Source organism: Streptomyces sp. NPDC013455 (assembly GCF_040632975.1).
Classification (GTDB): Bacteria; Actinomycetota; Actinomycetes; order Streptomycetales; family Streptomycetaceae; genus Streptomyces.
This window is the reverse complement of record NZ_JBEYCX010000015.1, coordinates 160,277-183,954: the sequence shown is the minus strand read 5'-3', so window position 1 is coordinate 183,954 and position 23,678 is coordinate 160,277. Positions and strand designations below refer to the sequence as shown.

The following is a 23,678-nucleotide window of genomic DNA, read 5'->3' as shown; positions in this document are numbered from 1 at the left end:
GTGGAGTGGCAGACCGGACCGGTCGTCTGGGGCACGCCCGGCACCAACGGGCAGCACGCCTACTACCAGTTGATCCACCAGGGCACCAAGCTGATTCCGGCGGACTTCATCGGCTTCGCCCGCCCGGTCGCCGAGCTGAGCGAGGAACTCAAGGCCCAGCACGACCTGTTGATGGCCAACTTCTTCGCCCAGACCCAGGCGCTGGCCTTCGGCAAGAGCGCCGAGGAGGTCCGCGCGGAGGGCGTCCCCGAGGAGCTGGTCGCGCACAAGACCTTCCAGGGCGACCGGCCGACCACCACGATCCTCGCCACCGAGCCGACCCCGTCCGTGCTCGGCCAGCTCATCGCGCTCTACGAGCACAAGGTGTTCGTGCAGGGCGCGGTGTGGAACATCGACTCCTTCGACCAGTGGGGCGTGGAGCTGGGCAAGGTCCTCGCCAAGCGGGTCGAGCCCGCCCTCACCGAGGGCGCCGACGTCCCCGGCCTCGACCCGTCCACCACGGCCCTCGTCGCCGCCTACCGCACTCTCAAGAACGCATCGGAGAACTGATCATGCAGCTCGGTCTCATCGGTCTCGGCAAGATGGGCGGCAACATGCGCGAGCGGATCCGCCGCGCCGGCCACACCGTCATCGGCTACGACCGCAACCCGGAGGTCTCCGACGTCAAGGACCTCGCCGAACTGGTCGAGAAGCTGGACGCGCCCCGCCACGTGTGGGTGATGGTCCCGGCCGGCACGGCCACCCAGACCGTCATCGACGAGCTGGGCGACCTGCTGTCCCCCGGCGACACGGTGATCGACGGCGGCAACTCCCGCTGGACGGACGACGAGAAGCACGCGGCGGCCCTCGGCATCAAGGGCATCGGCTTCGTCGACGCCGGTGTCTCCGGTGGCGTGTGGGGCCTGGAGAACGGCTACGCGCTCATGGTGGGCGGCGACAAGGAGCACGTGGAACGGCTGCGGCCGATCTTCGAGGCGCTCAAGCCGGAGGGCCCGTACGGCTACGTCCACGCGGGCCGCGTCGGCGCCGGGCACTTCTCCAAGATGGTCCACAACGGCATCGAGTACGCCATGATGCAGGCCTACGCCGAGGGCTGGGAGCTGCTGGAGAAGGTGCAGTCGGTGGAGAACGTCCGCGAGGTGTTCCGCTCCTGGCAGGAGGGCACGGTCATCCGCTCCTGGCTGCTGGACCTCGCCGTCAACGCCCTCGACGAGGACGAGCACCTGGGCAAGCTGCGCGGCTACGCGGAGGACTCCGGTGAGGGCCGCTGGACCGTCGAGGCGGCCATCGACAACGCGGTGCCGCTCCCGGCCATCACCGCCTCCCTCTTCGCCCGGTTCGCCTCCCGCCAGGACGACTCCCCGCAGATGAAGATGATCGCGGCGCTGCGCAACCAGTTCGGCGGGCACGCGGTCGAGAAGAAGGACTGACCCGCCGTGGGGGACCTCCTGCTGGTCCGCCACGGTGAGACGGAGTGGAGCCGGTCGGGACAGCACACCAGCTGGACCGACCTGCCCCTCACGGAGCACGGCGAGGAACAGGCCAAGTCCCTCGCCCCGCTCCTCACCGGCCGGACCTACGCCCGCGCGCTGGCCAGCCCGCTGGGCCGGGCGCTGCGCACCGCCGAACTGGCGGGCATACCCGGGATCGTGACCGACCCCGATCTGCACGAGTGGGACTACGGCGGCTACGAGGGCGTCACCACCGTGGAGATCCACCGCACCCGGCCCGGCTGGGACCTGTGGACCGACGGTGTGCCGCCCGGCCCCGAGGGGCACCCGGGTGAGTCACCGGCGCAGGTCGGCGCCCGCGCCGACCGGGTCCTGGCCCGCGTCGACGGGGTCCTCGCCGAGGACACCGGCGATGTGGTCCTCGTCGCCCACGCCCACTTCCTGCGCGTCCTCACCGCCCGCCGCCTGGGCCTGCCGCCCGCCGAGGGCCGCCTGTTCCAGCTGGCGACCGGCACGGTCAGCCGGCTCTCCACGGAACACGGCCGCCCGGTGATCGCGGAGTGGAACGTCCGGCCGTAGCCGGAACCCGGACCCCGTGTGCCCCGTGTCGCCGGCGTCGGCGGCACGGGGCACACGCCGCGTGAACCGGGCGACGGGCGGGGCGGATTGACAGACGCCGGTGGGGCGGGTGAGAGTCCCGCTGGTGGAGATCGACGATCTGACGGCGGCCGAGGAACGGGTGTGGCGGGCGTTCCCGCGGGGCGAGGCCGTGGACTTCCGCGAGGCACCCGACGAGGACCCCGCCGAGGCGGAGCGCTGGGGCCCCGAACGGACCTTGCGCGCCGAGGTGTTGCGCACCCTGCTGCTGGACGGACCGCGGCAGGACGGGGAGATAGCCTCACTGAGTCTGGCGGGCGCCCGGATCACCGGCCGGCTCGACCTCCAGTACGCGACGATCGACCACCCGGTGCGGCTGCGGCACTGCCGCTTCGAGCAGGCCCCGCGGTGTTACGCCGCCCGGCTGCGGGAGTTCAACCTCAGCGAGTCGGCCCTGCCGGGGCTCGTCGCCCACGCCGTCCAGGTCGACGGCGTGCTGCGCCTGACCCGGGCCCGGTGCCACGGCGTCGTCCGGCTGGGCGGCGCCCGGATCGCCGGCAGCCTGTACCTGGAGGGCGCCGAGGTGGACGTGCCGGACGCCGAGGAGCCGGTGCTCCAGCTCAACCAGGCCGCCGTGGGCGCGGACCTGTGGGCGCCCGGGCTGCGCACCCGGGGGCAGATACGGCTCAACGGCGCCACCGTCGCCGGATCCGTCAACCTCAACGAGGCGCGGCTGCGTCACCCGGGGCACGCCGCGCTCGACGCGGAGACGTTCGCCGTCGAGGGCGATCTGCTGGTCCGGCACGCCGAGGTGCGCGGCTGGGTGGGGCTGCGCGGCGCGCGCGTCGCGGGGCGGCTCGACCTGTCGTACACCCTCCTGTCGAATCCGGGCAGTTCGGCGCTGCGGGCCGGCAGCACGACGATCGGCGAGCTCTGGCTGCGCAAGGGCCCGCCGATGGAGGGGGCCCTCAATCTGCGCCGGGCCCAGCTCGAAGTCCTGCTGCTGGAGACGGGGTCGGTGCCCCAGGAGGTGCTGCTCGGCGATCTGACGTACACCTCCCTCATCCCGCACGAACCGGCCGAGCGCCGCCTGCCGATGCTGGAGCGGGAGCGCGACGGCTACGTCCCGCACGCCTACGAGCAGCTGACGGCCGCCTACCGCAGGGTCGGTGACGACCACGCGGCCCGGCTCGTGCAGCTCGCCAAGCAGCGGCGGCACCGGCACACGCTGCCCTGGTACGGCAGGCTGTGGGGGCTGGTGCAGGACGTCACCGTCGGCTACGGCTTCCGTCCGCTGCGGGCGGCCGGGTGGCTGCTGTCGCTGCTCGCGCTCGGTTCCGTCGCCTACGGGCTGCACCCTCCGCAGCCGCTGAAGGCGGACGAGGCGCCGCCCTTCGACCCGGTGTTCTACACGCTCGACCTGCTGCTGCCGGTGATCTCCTTCGGGCAGGACGCGGCGTTCGCGCCGCGCGGCGGGTACCAGGTCCTCGCCCACGTCCTCGTGCTCACCGGCTGGATCCTGGCCACCACCGTGATCGCCGGCGTCACCCGCACGGTCAGCCGCCAGTGAGCCCGGCGGTCGCGCGCGTGTCCGCATCGGTATCCGGGTGACACCGTCGCGGACCGGGGCCCGGCTTCTACAATCTCCGGCACGCCCACGAGCGCGCCGCTCCGGCGTCCCGGCCCGGAGGAAACCGATGACCAGCGCCGAAGAACCGGCACGACCCGGTGCGCGGGCGCGTGACGCGGCCCGCACCAGGGCCGAGATCCTCGACGTGGCCACGCAGGAGTTCGCCCGGGCCGGCTACGACGGCGCCCGGGTCGACGAGATAGCGGCCCGCACCCGCACCACGAAGCGGATGATCTACTACTACTTCGGCGGCAAGGAGCAGCTGTTCACGGCCGTGCTGGAGCGGGCGTACGGCGCGCTCCGGGAGGCCGAGCAGCGGCTGGACGTCGAGCACCTGGACCCGGTGGCGGCGATCCGGCGGCTGGCCGAGCTGACCTTCGACCATCTCGAACGGCACCCGGACTTCGTCCGCCTGGTCGGCATCGAGAACATCCACGGGGCCGAGCACCTCGCGGCGTTCGCGCAGCTCGACCGGATCGGGTCCCCCGCGCTCGGCGTGATCCGCCGCATCCTCGCCGCCGGCCGGGAGTCCGGGCAGTTCACGGCGGACGTGGACGCGGTCGACCTGCACGCGATGATCAGCTCGTTCTGCTTCTTCCGGGTCGCCAACCGGCACACCTTCGGCGCCCTGTTCGGCCGCGACCTGGTGGCCCCGGCGCTGCGGGAGCACTACCGGACCATGATCGGGGACATGGTGATCGCCTACCTGACGGCCGAGCGGGAGGACGGCTGACGCCCCCGGCCGCCGCGGGCGCGGGCCGGGGCGCTCAGGGGCGTGCGCGGCCGCGGGCTGGACGCTCCGGGGCGTGCGCGGGCTCGGCGCTCACGGGCGTGCGGCCGCGTCGAGCAGCGGTCCGAGCTCCCGTACGACCGTGGTGAGGGGGCGTACGTCCCGTTCGGCGCGGGCCATCAGGATCGCCCCCTCCAGAGTGCTGATCATGAGGGTGGCGAGCGGCTCGGCCCGTGCGGCGGGCACCCCGAGGCCGGTCAGGGCCGCGGCGAGCGGGGCCCGCCAGGCCGCGAAGGCGGCGGCCGCCGCCTCCCGGGCGGCGCCGCCGGAGGAGGCGCAGTCGACCGTGGCGGCGGCGACCGGGCACCCCGCGGCGAAGCCGTCCGCGGTGTACTCGTCGGTCCACTGAGCGGCCATCGCCGCGAACAGGCGGCTCGGGGTGGGCTCTTCGAGCCCGGCGAGGAAGCGGGCGACGCGCTTGCCCGCGTACCGGCCGGCCCAGTCGACCGCCTCGCCGACCAGCTGGTCCTTGCCGCCCGGGAAGTAGTGCTGGAGGGAGCCGCGCGGCGCGTCCGCGTGCGCGGCGACCTCGCGCATGCCGGTCGCCGTGACCCCGTTGCGCCGGATGAGCTGGGCCGCGCTGAAGACCATCCGCTCCCGCGGTCCGCGCCGCGTCTGGGCCATCGTCGTCCTCCGTTCCCCGCCCCCACTCTATGACCGGTGTCATAACGGCGGCTACTATGACCACGGTCATAGTCGGTGCGTGGCACGAAGGGCGGCCCAGCCGTGCACGTCGGATTCATCGGTCTCGGAGTGATGGGCCGGCCCATGGCCCTGCGCCTGGCGTCCGCCGGCACCCCGCTCGTGGTCTGGAACCGCACCCCGGAACGCGCCGAGCCGCTGCGGGCGGCCGGGGCCGAGGTGGCCGCGGACGCCGGCGAGGTGTTCACGCGGGCGGACGTGGTGCTGCTGATGCCGGCCGACGAGACGGCGACGGACGCGGTCCTCGGCCGGGGCACGCCCCGGCTGGCCGAGCGGGTCGCGGGCCGGACGGTCGTCCACATGGGCACGGTCGCCCCCGCCTACTCCCGCGCTCTGGAAGGCGAGATCCGCGCGGCCGGCGGCCGGTACGTCGAGGCACCCGTCTCCGGCTCCCGGGTACCGGCGGAGCAGGGACGGCTCGTCGCCATGCTCGCCGGCGAGGAGGCCGCCGTGGCCGCCGTACGGCCGCTGCTCGCCCCGATGTGCCGGGAGACCTTCCTGTGCGGCCCGGCGCCCGGGGCGCTGCTGATGAAGCTGTCCGTGAACCTCTTCCTGATCACCCAGGTGACCGGGCTGGCCGAGGCGTTCCACTTCGCCGAGCGGCAGGGCCTGGACCGCGATCTCTTCCTGGCCGTCCTGGACGCGGGGCCGATGGCCAGCGAGGTGACCCGGATGAAGGCGCCCAAGCTGCGCGAGGGCGACTTCGCGGTGCAGGCGGCGGCGCTGGACGTGCTGAAGAACAACCGGCTGATCGCCGAGGCGGCCCGCGAGGCCGCCATCGCCTCACCGCTCCTCGACGTGTGCCACACCCTGTTCCGGGAGACGGTGGCCCGGGGGCACGGCGGCCAGGACATGCTCGCCGTGCTGCGCGCGATCGAGGCACGCACCGCCGGGGCACCCTGACCGCCGGGCCGGCCGCACTCCGGTACCCCGCCGGGAATGCCGTACGGACGGGGCACGCCCGACGGGACTCAGCCCTTCGGCACGCCGTACGCCCGCTCGACGCGCAGCCGTACCACCAGGCGGCGGTCGCGCACCATGGCGGCCCGGTAGTCGTCCCAGTCCGGGTGTTCGCCGGAGATGTCCCGGTAGAGCCGGATGAGTTCCTCGACGGTCTCGTCGTGCGGGCCGGCGGCGACCGGGCTCAGTTCCGCGGTGCCCTCGGCCACGGTGTACGCCCAGCGGTCGGCGCTGGTCACGTGGTAGGAGGCGCGCGGGTCGCGGCGGAGGTTGCGGGTCTTGGCGCGGCCGTCGGTGACCGAGATCCGGATGATCCGCTCGTCGGGATCGTAGGCGTGGCTGACGTTGGACAGCTGGGGGCGGCCGTCGCGCCGGAGGGTGACCAGTACACCGCCGTGGCCTTCGGAGAGCAGACCGAGCAGCGCGTCCTGCGAGGAGTCCTGAGTCATGACCGGATCAACTCACCGCGGCAGCCGGGCATTCCCCCGTCCCGCGGCGCCGCGCGGGAGGGGGCCCGGCCGGCGTCGTGTCGCTCACACACCCCGCGGACGGGCGGGTGCGGGCCGCGGGCCTGCGCGACGATGAAAGGGGCGGGTGGCGACTCGGCGGGGGCCGGGCCGCACCGCCGGACGACGCGACCGGAGGAGAGCGATGGCACAGCTGCGACAGGATGTCGAGCCGGCGGAGGCGGGACTGGACGCCGCGGCGCTGGAGCGCCTGGACCGGTGCTTCGCCCGGCACGTCGACGAGGGGCGCCTGCCGGGCTTCCTGCTGGCCGTGGCCCGCGGCGGGCGGGTCGGCCACCTGACCGCGTACGGCCTGCGCGACGTCGCGGCCGGGCTGCCGGTCGAGCCGGACACCCTGTGGCGGATCTACTCGATGACGAAGCCGGTCACGGCCGTCGCGGTGCTGCTGCTGGCCGAGGAGGGCCGGCTGTCCCTGGACGACCCGCTCGGCCGGCACCTGCCCGCGTTCGCCGAGCCCCGGGTGTACGAGAGCGGCTCGGGCACCGCCGTGCGCACCCGGCCGGCCGCCGGCCCGCTCCTGATCCGGCACCTGCTCACCCACACCGCGGGCCTGACCTTCGGCTACTACCACCGCCACCCCGTGGACGCGCTCTACCGCGAGGCGGGCCTGGAGTACTCGGTGCCGCCGGGCGCCGCACTCGCCGAGACCGTCGACCTGTACGCGCGGTTGCCGCTCCAGTTCGACCCGGGCACGCAGTGGAACTACTCGGTCGCCTCCAACGTCCTGGGCCGGCTGATCGAGGTGGTCTCCGGGCAGCCGCTGGACGCGTTCTTCGCCGAGCGGATCCTCGGCCCGCTCGGCATGACCGACACCGGCTTCCACATCGAGCCGCACCAGGAGGACCGGCTGGCGGAGCTGTACGGCGAGACGGACGAGGGCGGTATCGAGCCGGTGCCGGGGCTGCCGGTGCGCGGCCGCCCCCGGTTCCTGTCCGGCAGCGGCGGCCTGGTCTCCTCCGCCCCGGATTTCCACCGCTTCATGGAGATGCTGCGCCGGGGCGGCGAGCTGGACGGCGTACGGCTGCTGCCCCCGGGGACGCTCGCCGCGATGACCCGCAACCAGCTGCCCGGCGGGGCCACCGTGCGCTCCTTCGGCGCCCCGGCCCACCAGGAAGCGGGCAACGACGGCCTGGGCTTCGGCTTCAACGTCTCGGTGGTCACCGACCCGGCGCGCACCCTGGCCCCGTCCCACCTCGGCACCTACGGCTGGACCGGCGTGGCAACCACCGCGTTCTGGGTCGACCCGGCCCACGACGTGACCGTGCAGTTCATGAGCCAGGTGCGCCCGAAGAGGCTAAAGGTCTTCCCCGAGCTGCGGCGGCTGGTGCACGCGGCCCTGGCGGACTGACCCGCCGGGACGCTACTGCCCGAGGCTCAGAGTGAACGGAAGCCCGTCGTCGGCGAGTTCGGCCAGCCACCGGTCGGACCGCTGGGCGGTCCCGGCCGCCCGGTGCAGGCCCGCCGGCAGGCTGCCGTCCAGGATGTGGCGGACACCGAGGGCGAGCGGGCGGGAGACGCAGCGGGCCATCGCGGACTCCCCGGCCTCACCGGTCACGTCGAGCAGGTAGGCGCCGGTCCAGGGGCGGTCCTCACCCGTGTCGACCTCCAGGCAGACCGAGAGCACCACCCGGTCGCGGTCGGCCTCCGTGGTCGGGTGGGCCGCCGCCAGCCGCTGCGCGAGCGCGGCGATCCGCTCGTCGTCGCCCGCCACCAGCTCCTCGAAGACCGGCGCCCACGCCTTCAGCCAGCCCTCCAGGCGGAGGGTGCCCCGGACGAAAGTGCGCGGGGTCCAGGCGGCGGGCAGGTCGTACTGGGCGATGAAGGGGATGCTGTCGCGGTTCGGGTACGCCTCGAAGGTCTCACCGTCCAGGACGATCCGCCGGGTCGCCTCCCAGGGGCGGACGGAGGTGACCTGCGTGCCGTCCTGGAGGTGACGGGCCGGCGAGCGCAGGGCGTTGAGGACGCCGAGCGGGGCCCAGCTGAAGCGGTAGCGGAAGTCGTTCGGCACCGCCGGGACCCCGCCGCAGTAGGAGGTGAGCCGGTAGGAGGCCGGGGTGTGGGCGCCGATCCGGGCCCGGGCCCGGCCGATGAGGCTGTGGGCGAAGAGGTGGTCGACGCCCGGGTCGAGGCCCGCCTCGGTGAGGACGGTCAGGCCGGCCGCCCGCGCCGCCTCCGCCTGGTCCAGCAGCTCCGGCGAGACATAGCTGGAGCAGGCGAAATGGGCCCCGGCGCGCACGCAGGCGGCGAGCAGTCCGGGGTGTCGCGGGGCCGGCAGCATGGACACCACCACGTCGCCGGGCGCGAGCGCGGCGGTGAGGGCGTCGGGGGTGAGGGCGCGGGGCTCGGCGCGGCCCGTCAGACCCAGGCCGGCCAGGGCGTCGGCCGCCCGGTCCGCCGTACGGTGCCACAGCAGGACCCGGCCGGCCGTGCCGCACAGGGCGGCCGGTCCGCTGCCGGTGGACAGTCCGGCGCCGACCCAGTGGACGGTGCCGCTCGCCGGGACCCGGTCAGTCATGTCGCGACTCCCCCTGTCGTACGCCGAGTTCACGGCAGGCCTGGTGGAACCGGTCGAGGCAGCGCGCCCAGGCCCGGCTGCCGGTGAAGGCGAGCAGCTGGGGCAGCAGGGCCGCCGAGAAGTCGGTGCTGGACTCCCTGGGCAGCAGGGACGGCAGGTTGTCGATGGCGATGAGGTCCAGCGGCGGCTCGTCCCGCAGGCGGCGCACGGGCTCCACCCAGTCCGTGGTGCGGTCGTAGACCGGCAGGACGTTGAAGGGGGAACCGACGTCGCAGGTGACGTCGCACAGGGTGCGCAGCCGGCGGACCGGGGAGTCCAGGTCCTCCTCGCGCAGGAACGGCGGGACCAGGGAGGTCGCGAGCACCGCGTTCACCAGCACGTCGTGCCGGAGCAGGGCCGGCCGGTCCAGCTCCCGGGTCTCGGCCTGGTCCCACGGGGTCGCCTCGACACCCGCCGTGCGGAAGGCCGTCCAGGCGCCTCGGCCACTGCGGCCCAGGGCCCCGACGACCAGCGCCGTGAACGCCTCCTCGCCGGCCCTCGGCCGCAGGACGGCGTCCAGTTCGTCCTTCGTGGTGGGCGTCAGCGGCGCCGTCAGCCGGCCCCGGTGCCGCAGCGCGGCGAGCGCGGCGCCCAGGTAGCCCGCCCAGAAGCCGAAGGCGGCGAGCCGGCGGCCCTCGTCGTCCACCAGGTACTCCAGGTCCAGCAGCGCCCCGCCGCCGGCCGCGAAGCGGCGCAGCAGCTCCACGGCGCCCGGCTGCCGTTTGTAGGCGTGCCCGAAGAAGATGTGACGGTGGGTCAGCGCGGTGGGCTCGTCGGGGAGTTCCTTCAGGCCGAGGACGACGGCGGCGGGCGGTGCCGTCACCCAGGAGCCCGCCGGGGCGCGGCGGCAGCCGGCCGCCTCGTACTCCTCCACCGGGAAGATCCGCTGCGGGGACTCCTCGACGGTGAGCGTCACCCCGCTGTCGACCAGGCGGCGGGCGTCGGCGGGCACCACCGGCGTACGCCGTTCGGTGGTACGGGGCTCATGGCGCAGCCACAGATGGAGCTCGGTCATACCAGGTTGGCCTCCGGGCGCGGGGCGTCGGCCGCGAACCGGCCGGCGCTCAGGGGGCTGATGTCCAGGAAGGGTACGCGGCCGAGGTACAGGTCGCGGACGATCTCGCCGACGGCGGGTCCCTGGAGGAAGCCGTGCCCGGAGAAGCCGGTCGCGTACAGGAACCTGGAGACGGCAGGTGCCTCGCCGATCAGGGCGTTGTGGTCGGGGGTGTTCTCGTACAGGCCCGCCCAGCCGCCGGTGCGGCGCAGGTCGAGCAGGGCGGGCGCGCGCCGCCGCATCGCCTCGGCCAGGCGCGGGATCCAGCGGTCGTGGGTGCAGGTGGCGAAACCCGGCTCCTCGTCCGGGTCGGACATGCCGAGCAGCAGACCCGGGCCCTCCCGGTGGAAGTAGAGGCTGGTGGTGAAGTCGATCGTCATGGGCAGGCTGGGCGGCAGGTCCGGGACCGGCCCGGTGACGGCGATCTGCCGGCGCAGCGGCTGCACCGGCAGGTCCACGCCCACCATCGCGCCGATCGCCCGGGACCAGGCGCCGGCCGCGCAGATCACCGTGTCCGTCTCGATCCGGCCGCGGGTGGTGGCGACCGCGGTGATGGTGTCGCCGCGCAGTTCGATGCCGGCGACCTCGGTGTGGCGCAGGATGCGGGCGCCGTGGGCGCGGGCGGCGGTGGCGTAGCCGTGGACGACGGCCTCGGGGGTGCAGTGGCCGTCGTCCGGGGAGTGGGCGGCGGCCAGCAGGCCGTCGGTGGTGATCAGCGGGGAGAGGCGGCGGGCCTCCTCGGGGGTGAGCAGGCGGCTGGGCACCCCGAGGGAGTTCTGGAGCCGTACGCCCGCCTCGAAGCAGGCCACCTGCCCGGGTGTGGAGAGCAGGAACAGATAGCCGACCCGGTGCAGCCCGATGTCCTGCCCGACCTCGTCGGCGAACCGGCCGAACGCCTCCAGGCTGCGCGCCCCGAGCCGGATGTTCAGCTCGTCGGAGAACTGGGCCCGGACGCCGCCCGCGGCCTTGGAGGTGGAGCCGGAGGCGAGTTCGTCCCGTTCGACGAGGACGACGTCGGGCACGCCGGCCCGGGCCAGGTGCCAGGCGATGCTCGTGCCCATCACCCCGCCGCCGACGATGACCACGCGGGCCCGAAGGTTCACGCCGCCGCCTCCCTCACCGCCGCACCGTCCCACCGAGCGGACCGGATCACCTACCGATCCTGTCCACCCGGCCGCCCGCCGAACCGGGGTCGCGTGTCGACAGCCGTGGGCGACGGCGCCGGCATCCCGGTTTCAGGAACCGTGGGCGACGGCGCCGGCATCCCGGTGTCAGGAACCGTGGGCGACGGCGCCGGGTCCCGGTGTCAGGAACCGTGGGCGACGGCGCCGGGTCCCGGTGTCAGGAACCGTGGGCGACGGCGTCCAGGTGCGGGAGGTGGTGGTCCATCCGCTCCCGCTTGGTGCGCAGATAGGTGATGTTGCTCTCGCACGGCTCGATCAGCAGCGGCACCTGCTCGGCCACCTGGATGCCGTGCCGGACCAGCGCCTCCCGCTTGCGCGGGTTGTTGGACATCAGGCGGACCGAGCGCACCCCGAGGTCGTGCAGGATCTCCGCGGCGACACCGTAGTCCCGGGCGTCGACGGGCAGGCCCAGCGCGAGGTTCGCCTCCACCGTGTCCAGGCCCTCCGCCTGGAGCGCCATCGCGCGCAGCTTGGCGAGCAGTCCGATCCCGCGGCCCTCGTGCCCCCTCAAGTAGACGACGATTCCGCTGCCTTCGGCGGCCACCGCGCGCAGCGCCGCCTCCAGCTGGTCGCCGCACTCGCAGTGCCGGGACCCGAACGCGTCCCCGGTCAGGCACTCCGAGTGGAGCCGGACGAGCACGTTCTCGGCACCGGTCTCCCCGTACACCAGAGCCACTTGCTCGTCACCGCGGTCGTGGTCCAGGTAGCCGATCGCCTGGAATTTCCCGTACACGGTGGGCAGCGGTGCATTGACGACGCGTTCCGCGCCCGAACGCCGCGGGGACTTCTTGCCGAGTACGCCGATGTTGACGCCGGTGTTTTCTGTCATGATCTGATTCCTAAGCAGAGACGAAAGGCCGTGAAAAGATGAGTGGTTCGGGCACGCGGGACGGCTTCGAGGTGGCGAGCGGTGTGGTGCCGACGGACACCACCGAGGATGTACGGACCCGGGGGGCGGGCGTTTCAGCACAGGTCGCCGTCCTTCCCGTCGGGAGCTTCGAACAGCACGGTCCGTTCCTTCCGCTGGCGACCGACACGCTGATCGCCTGCGCCGTGGCGCGGGAGATCGCCGCCGCGTACCCGGTGCACCTCCTTCCCCCGGTGACGGTCTCCTGCTCGCACGAGCACGCGGCCTGGCCGGGGACCGTCAGCATCTCCGCCCCGACCCTGCACGCGGTGGTCTCGGACATCGCGGCGTCGCTGCGCCGCTCGGGTGTGCGGGCACTGGTCGTGGTCAACGGGCACGGCGGCAACTACGTATTGGGCAACGTCGTCCAGGAGGCGTCCGCCCGCGGCGAGCGGATGGCGCTGTTCCCGGCCGCCGAGGACTGGGAGACGGCCCGGGAGCGGGCCGGAGTGGTCACCTCGCTGCTCACCGACATGCACGCGGGAGAAATCGAGACCTCGATTCTGCTGCACGCTCACCCCGAATTCGTCCGCCCTGGTCACGAGTCCGCCGATTTCACCGCGGACGACCGCCGCCATCTGCTCACCGTGGGAATGTCCGCCTACACGGAATCGGGCGTCATCGGCCGGCCCTCCCTGGGTTCGGCGGAAAAGGGAAAGGCACTGCTGGCGAGCCTGACGGAGAACTTCGCGCCGTATTTCGCACTGCTCACCGAGGACGCGGGGCGCGAGTAGTCCTGTACGGCGGTCCGGCCGGGGCCCGTGGGGGTGGCCCCGGCCGGGGCCGGCGGGCCCGCGCCGTCGGACGCGCCGCCGGCGGCCGGCGGGGCGGCCTCGGTGCGCAGGCCCTGGTACCAGCGGACGACCAGGACGACGGCGCCGGGCAGGCTCGCCGCGAGGCTCAGCACGCCGTAGACGACCGCGACCGCCACTCCGGTGTCCGCGCCGAGCCCCGCCGCGCCGAACGCCCACGCGGTGACGCCCTCGCGGGGTCCGAAGCCGCCGACGTTCAGCGGCACGCTCATGGCCAGCAGCGCGAGGACCGCGAGCGGCAGCAGCACCGCCGGCGGGGCGGCGCAGCCGGTGGTCCGGGCCGCCACGACGAACAGGGCCAGGTGGCCGGCCAGGACGACCGCGGAGGCCAGCGCGACGCCCGGTCCGCTCCGCCGGGACGCCAGGCCCCGGCGTGCCTCGGCGAGGGTCCGGCGCAGTGGGCCGCCCCGGCGGGACGGCGGGCGGTTCATCCGCACCGCGAGGACGACGGCGAGCGCGCCCGCTCCGGCCAGGGCCGCCGGCGGGGCGAAGTCGCGGACCCCGGAACGCACCGGGGAGGGCAGGGTCAGCAGCACCGCCGCGCCGGCCACGGCCAGTGCGAGCTGTCCCGCGACCCGTTCCAGGACGACCGCCTTGACTCCGCGCCGCAGGTCACCGGCGCTCCGGCCGTGCCGGACCGCCCGGTGCACATCGCCCAGGACCCCGCCGGGCAGGGCCGCGTTGAGGAACAGCGCGCGGTAGTAGTCGGCGACGGCGGGGCCCAGCGGCAGCCGCAGCCCGAGGCCCCGGGCCACGAGCTGCCAGCGCCACGCGCTCGGCACGGTGGTGGCCACGCCGATGCCCAGCGCGGCCAGCACCGCCACCGTGTCGATCCGCCGCAGCCCGTCGAGCAGCGCACCGGTGCCGAGCCGCCACAGCAGGGCGCCGAGAATGACGACGCCGACGAGGGTGCCGGCATGGGCGCGCAGGGAACGGGGGTGGCGGCCCCCGGGCGCGGGAGACGCGGGCGGCTGCCCCGGGTCCACGGACACCTCGCGCGCGCGGCGCCCACCCGCCGCAGCCGGCAGGCCGGCGGGCGGCACGTCTGCGAGAGCCCCGCCCGCCGGTGACACGCCGTCCGCCGGACTCACCGGTGCCGGAACCTCGCCCGCCGGTGACACGCCGTCCGCCGGACTCACCGGTGCCGGAGCCCCGCCCGCCGGTGACACGCCGTCCGCCGGACTCACCGGTGCCGGAACCTCGCCCGCCGGTGGCACGCCGTCCGCCGGACTCACCGGTGCCGGAGCCTCGCCCGCCGGTGGCACGCCGTCCGCCGGACTCACCGGTGCCGGAGCCTCGTTCGGCGGTGTCACGCGCGGGCGGCCGGTGGCGGTCCGTGCCACGTACGGGCGTACCCGGCCCGTCCCCCGCGGCACGCGCGCGCGTGCCGCGCCCGTCGGTGCCGTACGCGCGCGCGTGCCGGTGTCCGCGGCGGAGGGCGCTCGTGTGACCGCTGCCGCCGGCCGCGCGGTCATGCCGTCCCGCCCGTCGGCCGGGGCAGCGCCAGCAGGTCGCTGTGGTGGACGACGACCCGCAGTTCGCCGGCCGCGCAGGCGGCGAGCCGTGCGCTCAGGTACCGCTCGGCGGGCTCGCGCAGATCCGGCCGCTGCTCCACGGCCGCGCCGACCCAGCCGCGCAGCCACTGCTCGGTCAGCGCGGCCTCCTCGGGCCCGAGCCGCCACGGGCTCGGGTGGATGCGGACCGTCGCGCCGCGCTCGGTGAACGCCTCGCAGGCCACGCCGACCGCGTCCGGGCCGAGCAGTCCGGTACGCCGCTGATGGGCGTTGAACGCCTCGGTGAGCTCGGCGTCCAGCGGGTCGGCCGGGGTGAACTCGACGCGCCCCACCACGGAGAGGGTGAACAGCGCGGGGCAGCCGGCGCCCGTGCAGGCGTCCGCCAGTGTCTCGATCTCCTCCTGGGTGAGGACGTCGAGCAGCGCGGACGCGGTCACCAGTGAGGCCCCGGCCAGCGCCTCCGTGGTGAGCCGGGCGACGTCACCGCGCCGGGTCTCGACCGTGACGCGGCTGCCGTCGGCCGCCGCGCGCGGGGCGGCCACGGCGGCGAAGTGCAGCAGATAGGGGTCGCGGTCGTGCAGGATCCAGTGCTGGGCACCGTCCAGGCGGGGCGCGAGCCAGCGGCCCATCGAGCCCGTGCCGCAGCCCAGGTCGTGCACGACCAGCCCGCCGGGCAGGCCGGCCGACCGGACGCGCAGCGGATCGAGGAGTTCCCGGGCGCGGGCCGCCGCGTCGGGGCCCTCCCGCAGCCGGAGCCACTCGGGCGCGTACCGCGGCTCCTCCTCCGGGGCGCCGTCGCGCAGCCGTACGGTGGCCCGCTCACCGGGCCGGGCGACTGGCCCGGCACCGGCGATGACCGGGACACCGGCACCGGCACCGGCACCGGCACCAGCACCAGCACCAGCACCAGCACCGGGACCGTCGTCCGCAGCACCCCCAGAGGCAACACCACCAGCCGCAGCACCCCCAGCCACAGCGCCGTCAGCCGCAGCGCCGTCAGCGGCGGCACCGGCGGCATCCCCGGCCGCAGCACCCTCGGCCGCAGCACCCCCGGCGGCGTCGGCCGGTGAGCCGTCGCACCGGCCGGCAGGGCTTCCGGCGGCGGACCCGCCGCCCGGGTGCTCCCTCTCCACGCCCGTGTCCACGACGTCCACGGCCGTCACCTCCTCGCTCCGCGTGCTCCGCACCCCCGCCACCGACTCCCCCGCACCGGGGCCCGGCTGAGCCGGGATCAGGCCGTCCGGCCGGACCGGGGCCGCCGGCGTCCCCCGGCTTCCTTCGCTCCCCGTGCCGCTCACGCCACCCTCCTCGGTGGTTCCGGGAGGCGCCCGAGGACACTCGCGAGGCTGCGCGCGGTGGCGGCCCAGCCGTCCAGCGCGGCGCGCCGGCCCCGGGCCGCGGCCTTCAGGCGGCGGCGTACGTCGGGTTCGCCGAACCAGCCGCGCAGTTCGGCGGCGAGCGCGGCGGGGTCCTCCGGCGGGACGAGGATGCCGGGCACCCCGGCGTCCGGCGCGCGGCCGACGGCCTCGGGCAGGCCGCCGACGTCGGTGGCGAGGACCGGGATACCGCGGGCGAGGGCCTCGGTCACCGCCATGCCGTAGGTCTCCGCGTAGGAGGTGAGGACCATCAGGTCGGCGGCGGCGTAGGAGGCGTCGAGGCCGGCGCCGGCTCGCGGGCCGGCCAGGCGCAGGCGGTCGGCGAGGCCGTGGCGGGCGATCAGCTGCCGCAGGTGGGCCACGTACCCGGGGTCGTGGCCGAGGCCGCCGACGCACTCGCAGGTCCAGGGCAGGTCACGGACCGCCGCGAGCGCCTCCACCAGCCGGTGCTGGCCCTTGCGCGGGGTCACGGCGGCCACGCACAGCAGGTGGGAGACGCCGTCGGTACCCGGGGCCAGGGGCGCGATGTCGGCGCCGGGCGCGGCCACGTGGACGCGGTCGGGCGCCAGGCCGTGGTGGGACACGAGCCGGCGGACCGCCCAGTCGCTGGTGGCGACGACCGCGCCCGCCGCCCGCAGCACCGCCCGCTCGCGGCCGTCGAGGTCCATGGCGACGGCCGGGTCCAGGCCGGTCTCGTCGCCGAGGGGCAGGTGGACGAGGACGGCCAGGCGCAGGCGGGCGGCCTCGGGCACGACGACCTCCGGGACGCCGCAGGCGACCAGGCCGTCGAGGAGGACCACCGTGTCGTCGGGCAGCTCGCGCAGGGTGCGGGCGAACCGGTCGCGGGCGGTGCCGTCCGGGCGCGGCCAGCCGCCGGGGACGGCGTGCCGGACGACCTGCCAGCCGAAGCCGGGCAGGTCGAGGCAGACACGGCGGTCGTAGGCGTTGCCGCCGCTGGGTGCGGCCGGGTCGTCCACGCCGCCCGGCATCACGAAGTGGACGGTACGCAGGGACATGGGCGTGATCCCGGGGTTCTCGGCGGGGGCCGGCTGCGCGGGCAGGTACGCGAGGCGGGCGCGCTCCACGGTCAGGTCGGTCACAGACCACGCTCGTAACTCGCCCAGGCGATGTGCGACTCGTGCAGGGTGACCGTGAGCCCCGCCAGGCCCTTGGCGCCCTCGCCCAGCGCGCCCTTGTGGACGCGCTCGGCGAGCCGGTCGGCGATGACCTTGGCGAGGAACTCGGTGGAGGTGTTGACCCCGGCGAACGCGGGGTCGTCGTCGAGGTTGCGGTAGTTCAGCTCGGCGGTGACGGCGCCCAGTTCCCGCGTGGCCAGGCCGATGTCGACCACGATGTTGTCCTCGTCCAGCTGCTCGCGGCGGAACGTCGCGTCCACGAGGAACGTGGCGCCGTGCAGTCGCTGCGCGGGCCCGAACACCTCGCCGCGGAAGCTGTGGGCGATCATGATGTGATCGCGGACGGTGATGCTGAACAACGGACGACCCTCCAGGTGCGGCGCGTCTGGTCCCCCCGCGCGTGACCGCCGGGGGTTGCCGTGTAGTACGGCTCCTCGCTTCCCCGTGTTCAGCCGTCTCTCACTCTTTTCTCAGGTCAGGCCGGTCTCCGCGTACCCGACCCGGTGGCACAGGGCGGGGATCTCACCGGACGCCAGCTTCGGCATCACCGAGGGGAGTTCGCTGAAGGCGCTCTCCGAGGTGATGAGCGCGTCCAGCGCCGGGTCGGCGAGCAGCTCCAGGGCGAGCGCCATCCGGTCGGCGTAGGTGCGGCCGGCCCGGGCGGCCGGGGAGACGGTGCCGACCTGGCTGCTGCGCACGGTGAGCCGGCGGGAGTGGAACGCCTCGCCGAGCGGGAGGGCCACGGTCCGGTCGCCGTACCAGCTCAGTTCCAGGACCGTCCCCTCCGGGGCGAGGAGCGTGAGGGCCCGCGTGAGGCCGGCCTCGGTGGCGCTGGCGTGCACGACGAGGTCGCAGTCGCCGAGGGCGTCGGCGGGCGTGGCGAAGTCCGCGCCGAGCGCCTCGGCCGTCCTGGCGCGCCGCGGGTCGGCGTCGACCAGCTGGAGCCGGACGCCCGGGAACCGGGCGAGCAGCGCGGCGACCGCGCAGCCGATCATGCCGCCGCCGACCACCGCGATCCGGTCGCCGATCAGCGGCCTGGCGTCCCACAGGGCGTTCACGGCGGTCTCCACGGTCCCGGCGAGCACGGCCCGTTCGGCGGGCACCCGCTCGGGGACCACGGTGACGGCGCTCACCGGAACGACGTAACGGCTCTGGTGCGGGTACAGGCAGAAGACCGTACGGCCGAGCAGCGCGGCCGGTCCCTCCTCGACGACGCCGACGCTCAGGTAGCCGTACTTCACCGGCCCGGGGAAGTCGCCCTCCTGGAACGGCGCCCGCATCGCGGCGTGTTGGCTCTCCGGCACCCCGCCGCGGAAGACGAGCGTCTCCGTGCCGCGGCTGACCCCGGAGTACAGGGCGCGCACCAGGACCTCGTCCTCGGCGGGCTCCGGGAGGGTGACCTCGCGCAGCTCGCCGTGGCCGGGCGAGCGGAGCCAGAACGCGCGGGCCGACCGGTTCATCGGCATCCTCCTGAACGATCGGGAAGTTGTTCACGTACCGAGTTGTGCACAGGCCGCGCACAGTACGCGGCGTTGATCGACTCTGTCACTCGGCCGGAGGATGTGCGGTGGCCCTGAACAACACGTATGACGCGAGGCTCCAGCAGGAGACGGCCGTGGGAGCGGGCGTGCAGATCCTGCTGCTGGCCCTGCTCGGCTCGGCGATCGGCATGGGGCCGGCCGGCTGGCTGACGGGGCTCGCCTTCGCGTTCGCCACCTGGGCCGTCCTCTCCCGCGCGGTGCACCGCTCCCGGCTCAGCTCCTTCGGCCCCGCCAACCGGGTCACGCTCGGCCGGGCCACCCTGGTCGGGGGGGTGACCGCGCTGGTCGCGGACTCCTTCGCGAGCACGCCGCCGGTGACGCTGCTGGTCGCCCTGACCGCGGTGGCGCTGCTGCTGGACGGCGTGGACGGCAAGGTGGCCCGGCGCACCGGCACCTCCTCGGCGCTGGGGGCGCGCTTCGACATGGAGGTGGACGCGTTCCTGATCCTGGTGCTCAGCGTGTACGTGTCGACGCGGCTGGGGCCGTGGGTGCTGCTGATCGGCGTGATGCGGTACGCGTTCGTGGCGGCGGCCCGGGTCGCGCCCTGGCTGACCGCGCCGCTGCCGCCGTCCTTCGCCCGCAAGACGGTCGCCGCGATCCAGGGCATCTGCCTGCTCGTCGCGGGCGCGGAGCTGCTGCCCCGCCCGGTGAACCTGGCGGTCACGGCGCTGGCGCTGGCCTCGCTGACGTGGTCCTTCGGCCGGGACGTGCGGTGGCTGTGGCGGACTGCGCGGGTGCCGGCGGCGGTGCCGGCCGAGCAGCCTCGGCTGCTGGAGCTGGCGGCGCGCTGAGCGGGGCACGCTTCACGAGCAGGGCCCGGGCCGGCCTCCGGTCCGGGCCCTGCTCGTGCGGGCGGGGCTCGACCAGCGACCGGTCCGGGCCCTCTCGTGCGGGCGGCGCCGGGCCGTCACGGCCGTGCGGCCCGCTTCACGGACCGAGGGGGCCGCGATCGTCGGGCGGCCGTCCGGAGGCGGCGGTCCGGCCCTGCTCCCGGGCGGCGCGGCCGCAGCGCGCCGGCGGACGTCACCGCCAGCGCGCCGAGGACGGCGAGCACGCCGGCGGGCGCGAGGACGGCCCAGGGCGCGCGCTCGGCGTAGGGCTGGTTCTCGGCGAGGAGCCGGCCCCATTCGGGGGACGGCGGCTGGGCGCCGAGGCCGAGGAATCCGAGGGAGGCGAGGGCCAGCGCGGTGCCGGGCAGCCGCAGCAGGGCGTGCCGGGTGACGGACGGGACGACGGCGGGCAGGAGTTCGCGGCGCAGCAGGTACCAGCGGCCGGCGCCGAGGGCGCGGGTGGCGGCGATGTGCGGGGCGGCGCGTTCCTGCCGCAGCAGGGCGGAGGTGTGCGCGGCGAGGGGCGCCCAGGCGACGGCGGCGACGGCGAGCGCGGGGGTGGCCGGTCCGCCGCCGGCGACGGCGGCGACCAGCAGCGCGGCGAGCACGGGCGGTACGGCGTTGACGGTGTCGACGAGCGGTCCGGACAGCCGGGGCAGCAGGCCGAGGAGCAGCCCGGCCAGGAGCGTGCCGGCGCTGATCGCGAGGGCGAGCAGCAGGGTCTGGAGGGCACCGTGGGCGACCCGCGCGAGCAGGTCGCGGCCGAGCGCGTCGGTGCCGAACGGGTGGCCGGCACAGGGGGGCCGCAGGCGTGCGGTGGTGTCCAGGGCGAGTGGGTCGCGGGGCAGGCCGGCGACGAGGACGGCGAGCAGCGACCCGCCGAGCAGGAGGGGCGTGGTCCGCCGTACGGCCGGCGCCGCCCGGTGGGCGGCGGGCAGGGCGCCGTCGCGCAGGGCCGGTCCGACGAGCAGGCGGACGGCGAGCCGGGCGGCGCCGGCGGCGGACGCGGCGAGGAGCAGCAGGGCGAGGGTGCCGGCCTGGAGGACGGGCAGGTCCTGGGCGAGGGCGGCCTGGAGGGTGGTGCGGCCGAGGCCGGGGATGTCGTAGGTCTGTTCCACGGCGACGGCGCCGCCGGTCATGCCGACGACGAACAGCGCGGTGTTGGGCAGCAGTCCGGGCAGGCAGCGCCGTACCGCCTGCCGGGCGACGCGGGCCCGGGGCAGCCCGCGTGCGGCGGCGGACCGCGCCCAGGGTTCGGTGAAGGCACCCGTCAGCTGGTCGTCGAGGAGCCGGCCGAGGACGGCGCCGGCGGGCAGTCCGAGGGCGAGGGCCGGCAGCACGGTGTACCGGGGCCCGTACCAGCCGAGGGCGGGCAGCCAGCCGAGCTGCACCCCGGCCACGGTGGCGAGGACGGAGGCGGTGAGGAACTCCGGCAGCGCGGCGAGCATCGCCGGACCGGTGCCGCCGGCCCGGGTCCGGCCGCCCCGGTACAGGGTGCGGGCGCACACGGCGGCGGCGGTGCCGGCGGCGACGAGGAGCGCGGCCGCCATGAGCAGCAGGGAGACGCCGAGCGCCTGGAGCACGGCCGGCCCCGCTTCGGCGCCGGAGATCCAGGACCGGCCGGCGTCGCCGCGCGGCAGCCCGCCGAGCCACCGCCCGAGCAGCGTCAACGGGCCGTCGTCCAGGCCGAGTCGGTCGCGGATGGCGGCGAGCGCCGCGGGGTCCGGGTCGCGGTCCTGGGCCCGCGCCCTGAGCACGGTGAGCGCGGGGTCGGTGTGGCTGAGCCAGGGCAGCAGGCCGATTCCGCACACCAGGGCGCCGGCGAGCGAGGCCCGCCACAGCATGGTCCGCACGGGTCAGCGCCGGGTGCCGGTGCCGATGAGGGTGCGCTCGTAGGGGTCGAGCAGTACGCCCCGGACCGTGCGGCCGACGCCGGTGACGACGCGCTGGTGGACCAGCGGTACGACGGAGTCGGTGCCGAGGATCTCGGCCTCGGCGCGCAGTGCCGCTTCCCGCCGCTCGGCGGTGCCAACGGCGCGTTCGGCCGCGGCCACGGCCCGGTCGACGCGTGGGGCGCACAACCGGGCCAGGTTGTAGCCACCGGCGCAGGTGTGGTCGCCGGCGAGGACGGCGACGGGGTCGCCGGTGTCGACGAGGCTGTTGCGGGCGAGGACGAACGCGTCGAAGCGGCCCGCGAGGGCGTCCGCCTCCAGCCGCGAGTACTCGCGCACGACGAGCTCGACGCGGAAGCCCGCCCGTTCCAGCTGCTGTTTCAGCACCTGGGCCACTTCGGGGAGTTCGGGCCGGTTGTCGTAGGTGGCGAGGGTGACGCGGGCCCCGTCGGGCCGCTTCGCGGGGGCCCGCCCCGCCGGCTCGCGGTGCCGGCCCTCGGCCCAGGTGACGGCGGGGCCGTAGATGCCCTTCCCGGGGTCGGCGTGCCCCTCGTACACGCCCTCGGCGAGCGCCGTGGTGTCGACGGCGGCGCGGGCGGCGGAGCGCAGGCCGGCGTCCCGGAAGGGGCCGGAGCGGAAGTTGAGCAGCAGGCTGGTGGTCCGGGTGGTGGCGGTCTCCCGCCGCGTGCCCCGCGGGAGCGTGGCGGCCTGCGCGACGGGAACGGCCTCGGCGATGTCGGCGGCGCCGCTGCGCAGGGCGTTGGTGCGGGCGGTGCCGTCGGGGACGAAGCGGACGTCGATGCCGGCGGCCTGGGCCCGGCCGCCCCAGTAGCCGTCGTACCGGTCGAGCGTCGCGGACGAGGTGCCGGTGACGTCCTTCAGTACGAAGGGGCCGGTGCCGGTGCCGGCCGGGTCGACGCGGTCCTCGTCCCGGTACGCCTCGGCGGACAGCACAGCCAGGCTCGGGCTGGACAGTCTCAGCGGCAGGATCGGGTCGGGCCGGCCGGTGGTGACGCGTACGCGGTGGCGGTCCACGGCCTCGGCGGTGAGCGTCACGCCGGACAGGGCGGCCGGGGCCGGCCTGGCCCGGGCGGCCCGGGTGAGGGAGGCGGCGACGGCTCGGGCGGTGACCTCGGAGCCGTCGTGGAAGGTGGCCTCGCGCAGGGTGAACTGCCAGCCGCGCGCGCCCTGCCGGGACCAGGAGGAGGCGAGGGCCGGGGCGGCGGCACCGTTGCCGTCGAGCGCGGTCAGGCCCTCGACGACACCGAGCCGGCTGAGGATGGTGGCGTCGGCGCCGTACGGGGAGAGCCGTTCGGCGGGCGGGAAGGCGAGCGCGACCCGCAGGCGCGCGCCGTCGGCCGGGCCGCCGGCCGCCTCACCGGAGGGGGACGAGAAGCATCCGGCGAGCAGGGGTGTCAGGAGAAGGGCGGCCAGGAGTCGGGAGGGGCGCGGGGCGGGCATGTTCCTCGGTTCGGCGTGCGGAGGGGCGGGTGGGAGGACGAGAGGACAGATGACTCGGAGGGCTCAGAGACTCAGAGACTCAGAGACTCAGAGACTCAGAGACTCAGAAGACTACATGACAATCATTTCCATTAGACCCCGGCGCCCGCCCACCGCGCACCGGCCCGCCGCAGGGGCAGCTCGAAATGGACGATGCCCTGGCCGCCGCCGGCGTCCGCGCGCTCGTCGTGCACGACCTCGCCGAGCGACCGCCAGAAGGGCTCGGCGCCGGGCACGGCGGGGTCGGTGTGCAGGTACAGGGAGCGGTAGCCGCCCTCCTCGGCCGCGAACTCCGCGAGCCGCGCCACCAGTTCGCGGGCGATCCCGCGCCGCCGGTGCTCGGGGCGCACGTACACCCGGCGCAACTGGGCGGTCTCCCCGGACGGGTAGCGCTCGGCCAGCCACCGCGGGTTGGGCGGGCACTGCGGGCCCCGCGCGTCGACGGCCCCGGTGCCGACGATCCGCCCGGCCGCGTCGGCCGCGACCAGCAGCGTGTGCCGGGCGGGCACGAGGTAGGCGCCGGCCGGGTCGACGATGTCGGCGTGCCACCGGGGCACGTAGCCGGTTCCGAAGTCGCGGTAGACGGTGTCGAGCATGACGGAGCGGGCGTCGTCGAGGTCTTGACGGGTGGCCGTCCTGATGCTGTACATATGCACTTGCACATCATATGCAATAAGCCGGACGGCCGGTCACCCGCCGTCGGCTCTGGGACGATGTGCCG

General features: G+C 75.4%; 20 protein-coding genes and 3 pseudogenes. 9 read left to right on the top strand and 14 right to left on the bottom strand.

The window, feature by feature from the left end:
* The 5 genes and pseudogenes from ABZ576_RS24000 to ABZ576_RS23980 form a co-directional block, all read left to right on the top strand.
* Positions 1 to 549: pseudogene (locus tag ABZ576_RS24000) on the top strand (glucose-6-phosphate isomerase); the annotation flags it as partial.
* A 2-nt stretch (positions 550 to 551) separates the two neighbouring features.
* Complete coding sequence (gene gnd, locus ABZ576_RS23995; RefSeq protein WP_360744330.1) at positions 552 to 1,430, top strand: phosphogluconate dehydrogenase (NAD(+)-dependent, decarboxylating); 879 nt, start codon at positions 552 to 554, stop codon at positions 1,428 to 1,430.
* Between the two features lie 6 nt (positions 1,431 to 1,436).
* Positions 1,437 to 2,030, top strand: coding sequence for a histidine phosphatase family protein (locus tag ABZ576_RS23990; RefSeq protein ID WP_360744327.1), 594 nt, complete (start codon positions 1,437 to 1,439; stop codon positions 2,028 to 2,030).
* Positions 2,031 to 2,154: 124 nt separating this feature from the next.
* On the top strand, positions 2,155 to 3,618 hold the full coding sequence (locus ABZ576_RS23985; RefSeq protein WP_360744324.1) for a membrane-associated oxidoreductase: 1,464 nt from the start codon (positions 2,155 to 2,157) through the stop codon (positions 3,616 to 3,618).
* Positions 3,619 to 3,745: 127 nt separating this feature from the next.
* Positions 3,746 to 4,411 (top strand): TetR/AcrR family transcriptional regulator, encoded by a 666-nt coding sequence (locus tag ABZ576_RS23980; protein WP_360744322.1) that lies wholly within the window; start codon positions 3,746 to 3,748, stop codon positions 4,409 to 4,411.
* Between the two features lie 90 nt (positions 4,412 to 4,501).
* Here ABZ576_RS23980 and ABZ576_RS23975 read toward each other — a convergent pair whose 3' ends face one another.
* The gene (locus tag ABZ576_RS23975) at positions 4,502 to 5,092 is read right to left on the bottom strand and encodes a TetR/AcrR family transcriptional regulator (protein ID WP_360744319.1); all 591 of its coding nucleotides are present in this window, start codon (positions 5,090 to 5,092) and stop codon (positions 4,502 to 4,504) included.
* Between the two features lie 102 nt (positions 5,093 to 5,194).
* Between ABZ576_RS23975 and ABZ576_RS23970 the strand changes: the two genes are divergently transcribed.
* Positions 5,195 to 6,073, top strand: a complete 879-nt coding sequence (locus tag ABZ576_RS23970) for an NAD(P)-dependent oxidoreductase (RefSeq protein WP_360744316.1) — start codon at positions 5,195 to 5,197, stop codon at positions 6,071 to 6,073.
* A gap of 68 nt (positions 6,074 to 6,141) precedes the next feature.
* Here the strand turns inward: ABZ576_RS23970 and ABZ576_RS23965 are convergent, their stop codons facing one another.
* Positions 6,142 to 6,579 (bottom strand): PPOX class F420-dependent oxidoreductase, encoded by a 438-nt coding sequence (locus ABZ576_RS23965; RefSeq protein ID WP_360744314.1) that lies wholly within the window; start codon positions 6,577 to 6,579, stop codon positions 6,142 to 6,144.
* Between the two features lie 202 nt (positions 6,580 to 6,781).
* Here ABZ576_RS23965 and ABZ576_RS23960 point away from each other — a divergent pair, with 202 nt between their 5' ends.
* On the top strand, positions 6,782 to 8,005 hold the full coding sequence (locus ABZ576_RS23960; RefSeq protein ID WP_360744311.1) for a serine hydrolase domain-containing protein: 1,224 nt from the start codon (positions 6,782 to 6,784) through the stop codon (positions 8,003 to 8,005).
* A 12-nt stretch (positions 8,006 to 8,017) separates the two neighbouring features.
* Here ABZ576_RS23960 and ABZ576_RS23955 read toward each other — a convergent pair whose 3' ends face one another.
* The 4 genes from ABZ576_RS23955 to ribA form a co-directional block, all read right to left on the bottom strand.
* A complete protein-coding gene (locus ABZ576_RS23955; protein WP_360744309.1) occupies positions 8,018 to 9,172 on the bottom strand; it encodes a saccharopine dehydrogenase family protein in 1,155 nt (384 codons plus the stop codon).
* Entirely contained in the window at positions 9,165 to 10,226 is a 1,062-nt protein-coding gene (locus tag ABZ576_RS23950) for a saccharopine dehydrogenase (RefSeq protein ID WP_360744306.1), read from the bottom strand. The genes ABZ576_RS23955 and ABZ576_RS23950 overlap by 8 nt, the downstream gene beginning before the upstream one ends.
* On the bottom strand, positions 10,223 to 11,368 hold the full coding sequence (locus ABZ576_RS23945) for an FAD-binding oxidoreductase (RefSeq protein WP_360744303.1): 1,146 nt from the start codon (positions 11,366 to 11,368) through the stop codon (positions 10,223 to 10,225). Before ABZ576_RS23945 ends, ABZ576_RS23950 begins: the two co-directional genes overlap by 4 nt.
* 238 nt (positions 11,369 to 11,606) lie before the next feature.
* Complete coding sequence (gene ribA, locus ABZ576_RS23940; RefSeq protein ID WP_360744300.1) at positions 11,607 to 12,278, bottom strand: GTP cyclohydrolase II; 672 nt, start codon at positions 12,276 to 12,278, stop codon at positions 11,607 to 11,609.
* A 38-nt stretch (positions 12,279 to 12,316) separates the two neighbouring features.
* Here ribA and ABZ576_RS23935 point away from each other — a divergent pair.
* Positions 12,317 to 13,075, top strand: a pseudogene (locus tag ABZ576_RS23935) (creatininase family protein); the annotation flags it as partial.
* Here the strand turns inward: ABZ576_RS23935 and ABZ576_RS23930 are convergent.
* From ABZ576_RS23930 to ABZ576_RS23910, 5 genes and pseudogenes are all read right to left on the bottom strand, one after another.
* Positions 12,958 to 14,154, bottom strand: coding sequence for a lysylphosphatidylglycerol synthase transmembrane domain-containing protein (locus tag ABZ576_RS23930; RefSeq protein ID WP_360744297.1), 1,197 nt, complete (start codon positions 14,152 to 14,154; stop codon positions 12,958 to 12,960). The pseudogene ABZ576_RS23935 and the gene ABZ576_RS23930 sit on opposite strands and share 118 nt — an antisense overlap.
* A 485-nt stretch (positions 14,155 to 14,639) precedes the next feature.
* Positions 14,640 to 15,539, bottom strand: a pseudogene (locus ABZ576_RS23925) (methyltransferase domain-containing protein); the annotation flags it as partial.
* Between the two features lie 437 nt (positions 15,540 to 15,976).
* Positions 15,977 to 17,158 carry a glycosyltransferase family 4 protein gene (locus ABZ576_RS23920; protein WP_360744294.1) on the bottom strand — a complete coding sequence of 394 codons (1,182 nt, stop codon included), beginning with the start codon at positions 17,156 to 17,158 and terminating at the stop codon, positions 15,977 to 15,979.
* Positions 17,155 to 17,553 carry a 6-carboxytetrahydropterin synthase gene (locus ABZ576_RS23915; protein ID WP_360744292.1) on the bottom strand — a complete coding sequence of 133 codons (399 nt, stop codon included), beginning with the start codon at positions 17,551 to 17,553 and terminating at the stop codon, positions 17,155 to 17,157. The genes ABZ576_RS23920 and ABZ576_RS23915 overlap by 4 nt, the downstream gene beginning before the upstream one ends.
* A gap of 111 nt (positions 17,554 to 17,664) precedes the next feature.
* Positions 17,665 to 18,654, bottom strand: a complete 990-nt coding sequence (locus ABZ576_RS23910; RefSeq protein WP_360744289.1) for a dehydrogenase — start codon at positions 18,652 to 18,654, stop codon at positions 17,665 to 17,667.
* Positions 18,655 to 18,761: 107 nt separating this feature from the next.
* Between ABZ576_RS23910 and ABZ576_RS23905 the strand changes: the two genes are divergently transcribed.
* Complete coding sequence (locus ABZ576_RS23905) at positions 18,762 to 19,526, top strand: CDP-alcohol phosphatidyltransferase family protein (RefSeq protein ID WP_360744286.1); 765 nt, start codon at positions 18,762 to 18,764, stop codon at positions 19,524 to 19,526.
* 116 nt (positions 19,527 to 19,642) lie between these two features.
* Here ABZ576_RS23905 and ABZ576_RS23900 read toward each other — a convergent pair whose 3' ends face one another.
* The 3 genes from ABZ576_RS23900 to ABZ576_RS23890 form a co-directional block, all read right to left on the bottom strand.
* The gene (locus ABZ576_RS23900) at positions 19,643 to 21,409 is read right to left on the bottom strand and encodes an ABC transporter permease subunit (RefSeq protein ID WP_360744357.1); all 1,767 of its coding nucleotides are present in this window, start codon (positions 21,407 to 21,409) and stop codon (positions 19,643 to 19,645) included.
* Positions 21,410 to 21,421: 12 nt separating this feature from the next.
* On the bottom strand, positions 21,422 to 22,918 hold the full coding sequence (locus tag ABZ576_RS23895; RefSeq protein WP_360744283.1) for an ABC transporter substrate-binding protein: 1,497 nt from the start codon (positions 22,916 to 22,918) through the stop codon (positions 21,422 to 21,424).
* 131 nt (positions 22,919 to 23,049) lie between these two features.
* The gene (locus ABZ576_RS23890) at positions 23,050 to 23,607 is read right to left on the bottom strand and encodes a GNAT family N-acetyltransferase (RefSeq protein WP_360744354.1); all 558 of its coding nucleotides are present in this window, start codon (positions 23,605 to 23,607) and stop codon (positions 23,050 to 23,052) included.
* Positions 23,608 to 23,678 lie beyond the last annotated feature (71 nt).

Excerpts from the sequence above, each read along its gene's own strand:
- ABZ576_RS23965 (WP_360744314.1), bottom strand. The coding sequence starts at position 6,579 with ATGACTCAGGACTCCTCGCAGGACGCGCTGCTCGGTCTGCTCTCCGAA.
- ABZ576_RS23950 (WP_360744306.1), bottom strand. The coding sequence starts at position 10,226 with ATGACCGAGCTCCATCTGTGGCTGCGCCATGAGCCCCGTACCACCGAA.
- gnd (WP_360744330.1), top strand. The coding sequence starts at position 552 with ATGCAGCTCGGTCTCATCGGTCTCGGCAAGATGGGCGGCAACATGCGC.
- ABZ576_RS23910 (WP_360744289.1), bottom strand. The coding sequence starts at position 18,654 with ATGAACCGGTCGGCCCGCGCGTTCTGGCTCCGCTCGCCCGGCCACGGC.
- ABZ576_RS23895 (WP_360744283.1), bottom strand. The coding sequence starts at position 22,918 with ATGCCCGCCCCGCGCCCCTCCCGACTCCTGGCCGCCCTTCTCCTGACA.
- ABZ576_RS23890 (WP_360744354.1), bottom strand. The coding sequence starts at position 23,607 with ATGTACAGCATCAGGACGGCCACCCGTCAAGACCTCGACGACGCCCGC.
- ABZ576_RS23955 (WP_360744309.1), bottom strand. The coding sequence starts at position 9,172 with ATGACTGACCGGGTCCCGGCGAGCGGCACCGTCCACTGGGTCGGCGCC.
- ABZ576_RS23900 (WP_360744357.1), bottom strand. The coding sequence starts at position 21,409 with ATGCTGTGGCGGGCCTCGCTCGCCGGCGCCCTGGTGTGCGGAATCGGC.
- ABZ576_RS23980 (WP_360744322.1), top strand. The coding sequence starts at position 3,746 with ATGACCAGCGCCGAAGAACCGGCACGACCCGGTGCGCGGGCGCGTGAC.
- ABZ576_RS23960 (WP_360744311.1), top strand. The coding sequence starts at position 6,782 with ATGGCACAGCTGCGACAGGATGTCGAGCCGGCGGAGGCGGGACTGGAC.
- ribA (WP_360744300.1), bottom strand. The coding sequence starts at position 12,278 with ATGACAGAAAACACCGGCGTCAACATCGGCGTACTCGGCAAGAAGTCC.
- ABZ576_RS23975 (WP_360744319.1), bottom strand. The coding sequence starts at position 5,092 with ATGGCCCAGACGCGGCGCGGACCGCGGGAGCGGATGGTCTTCAGCGCG.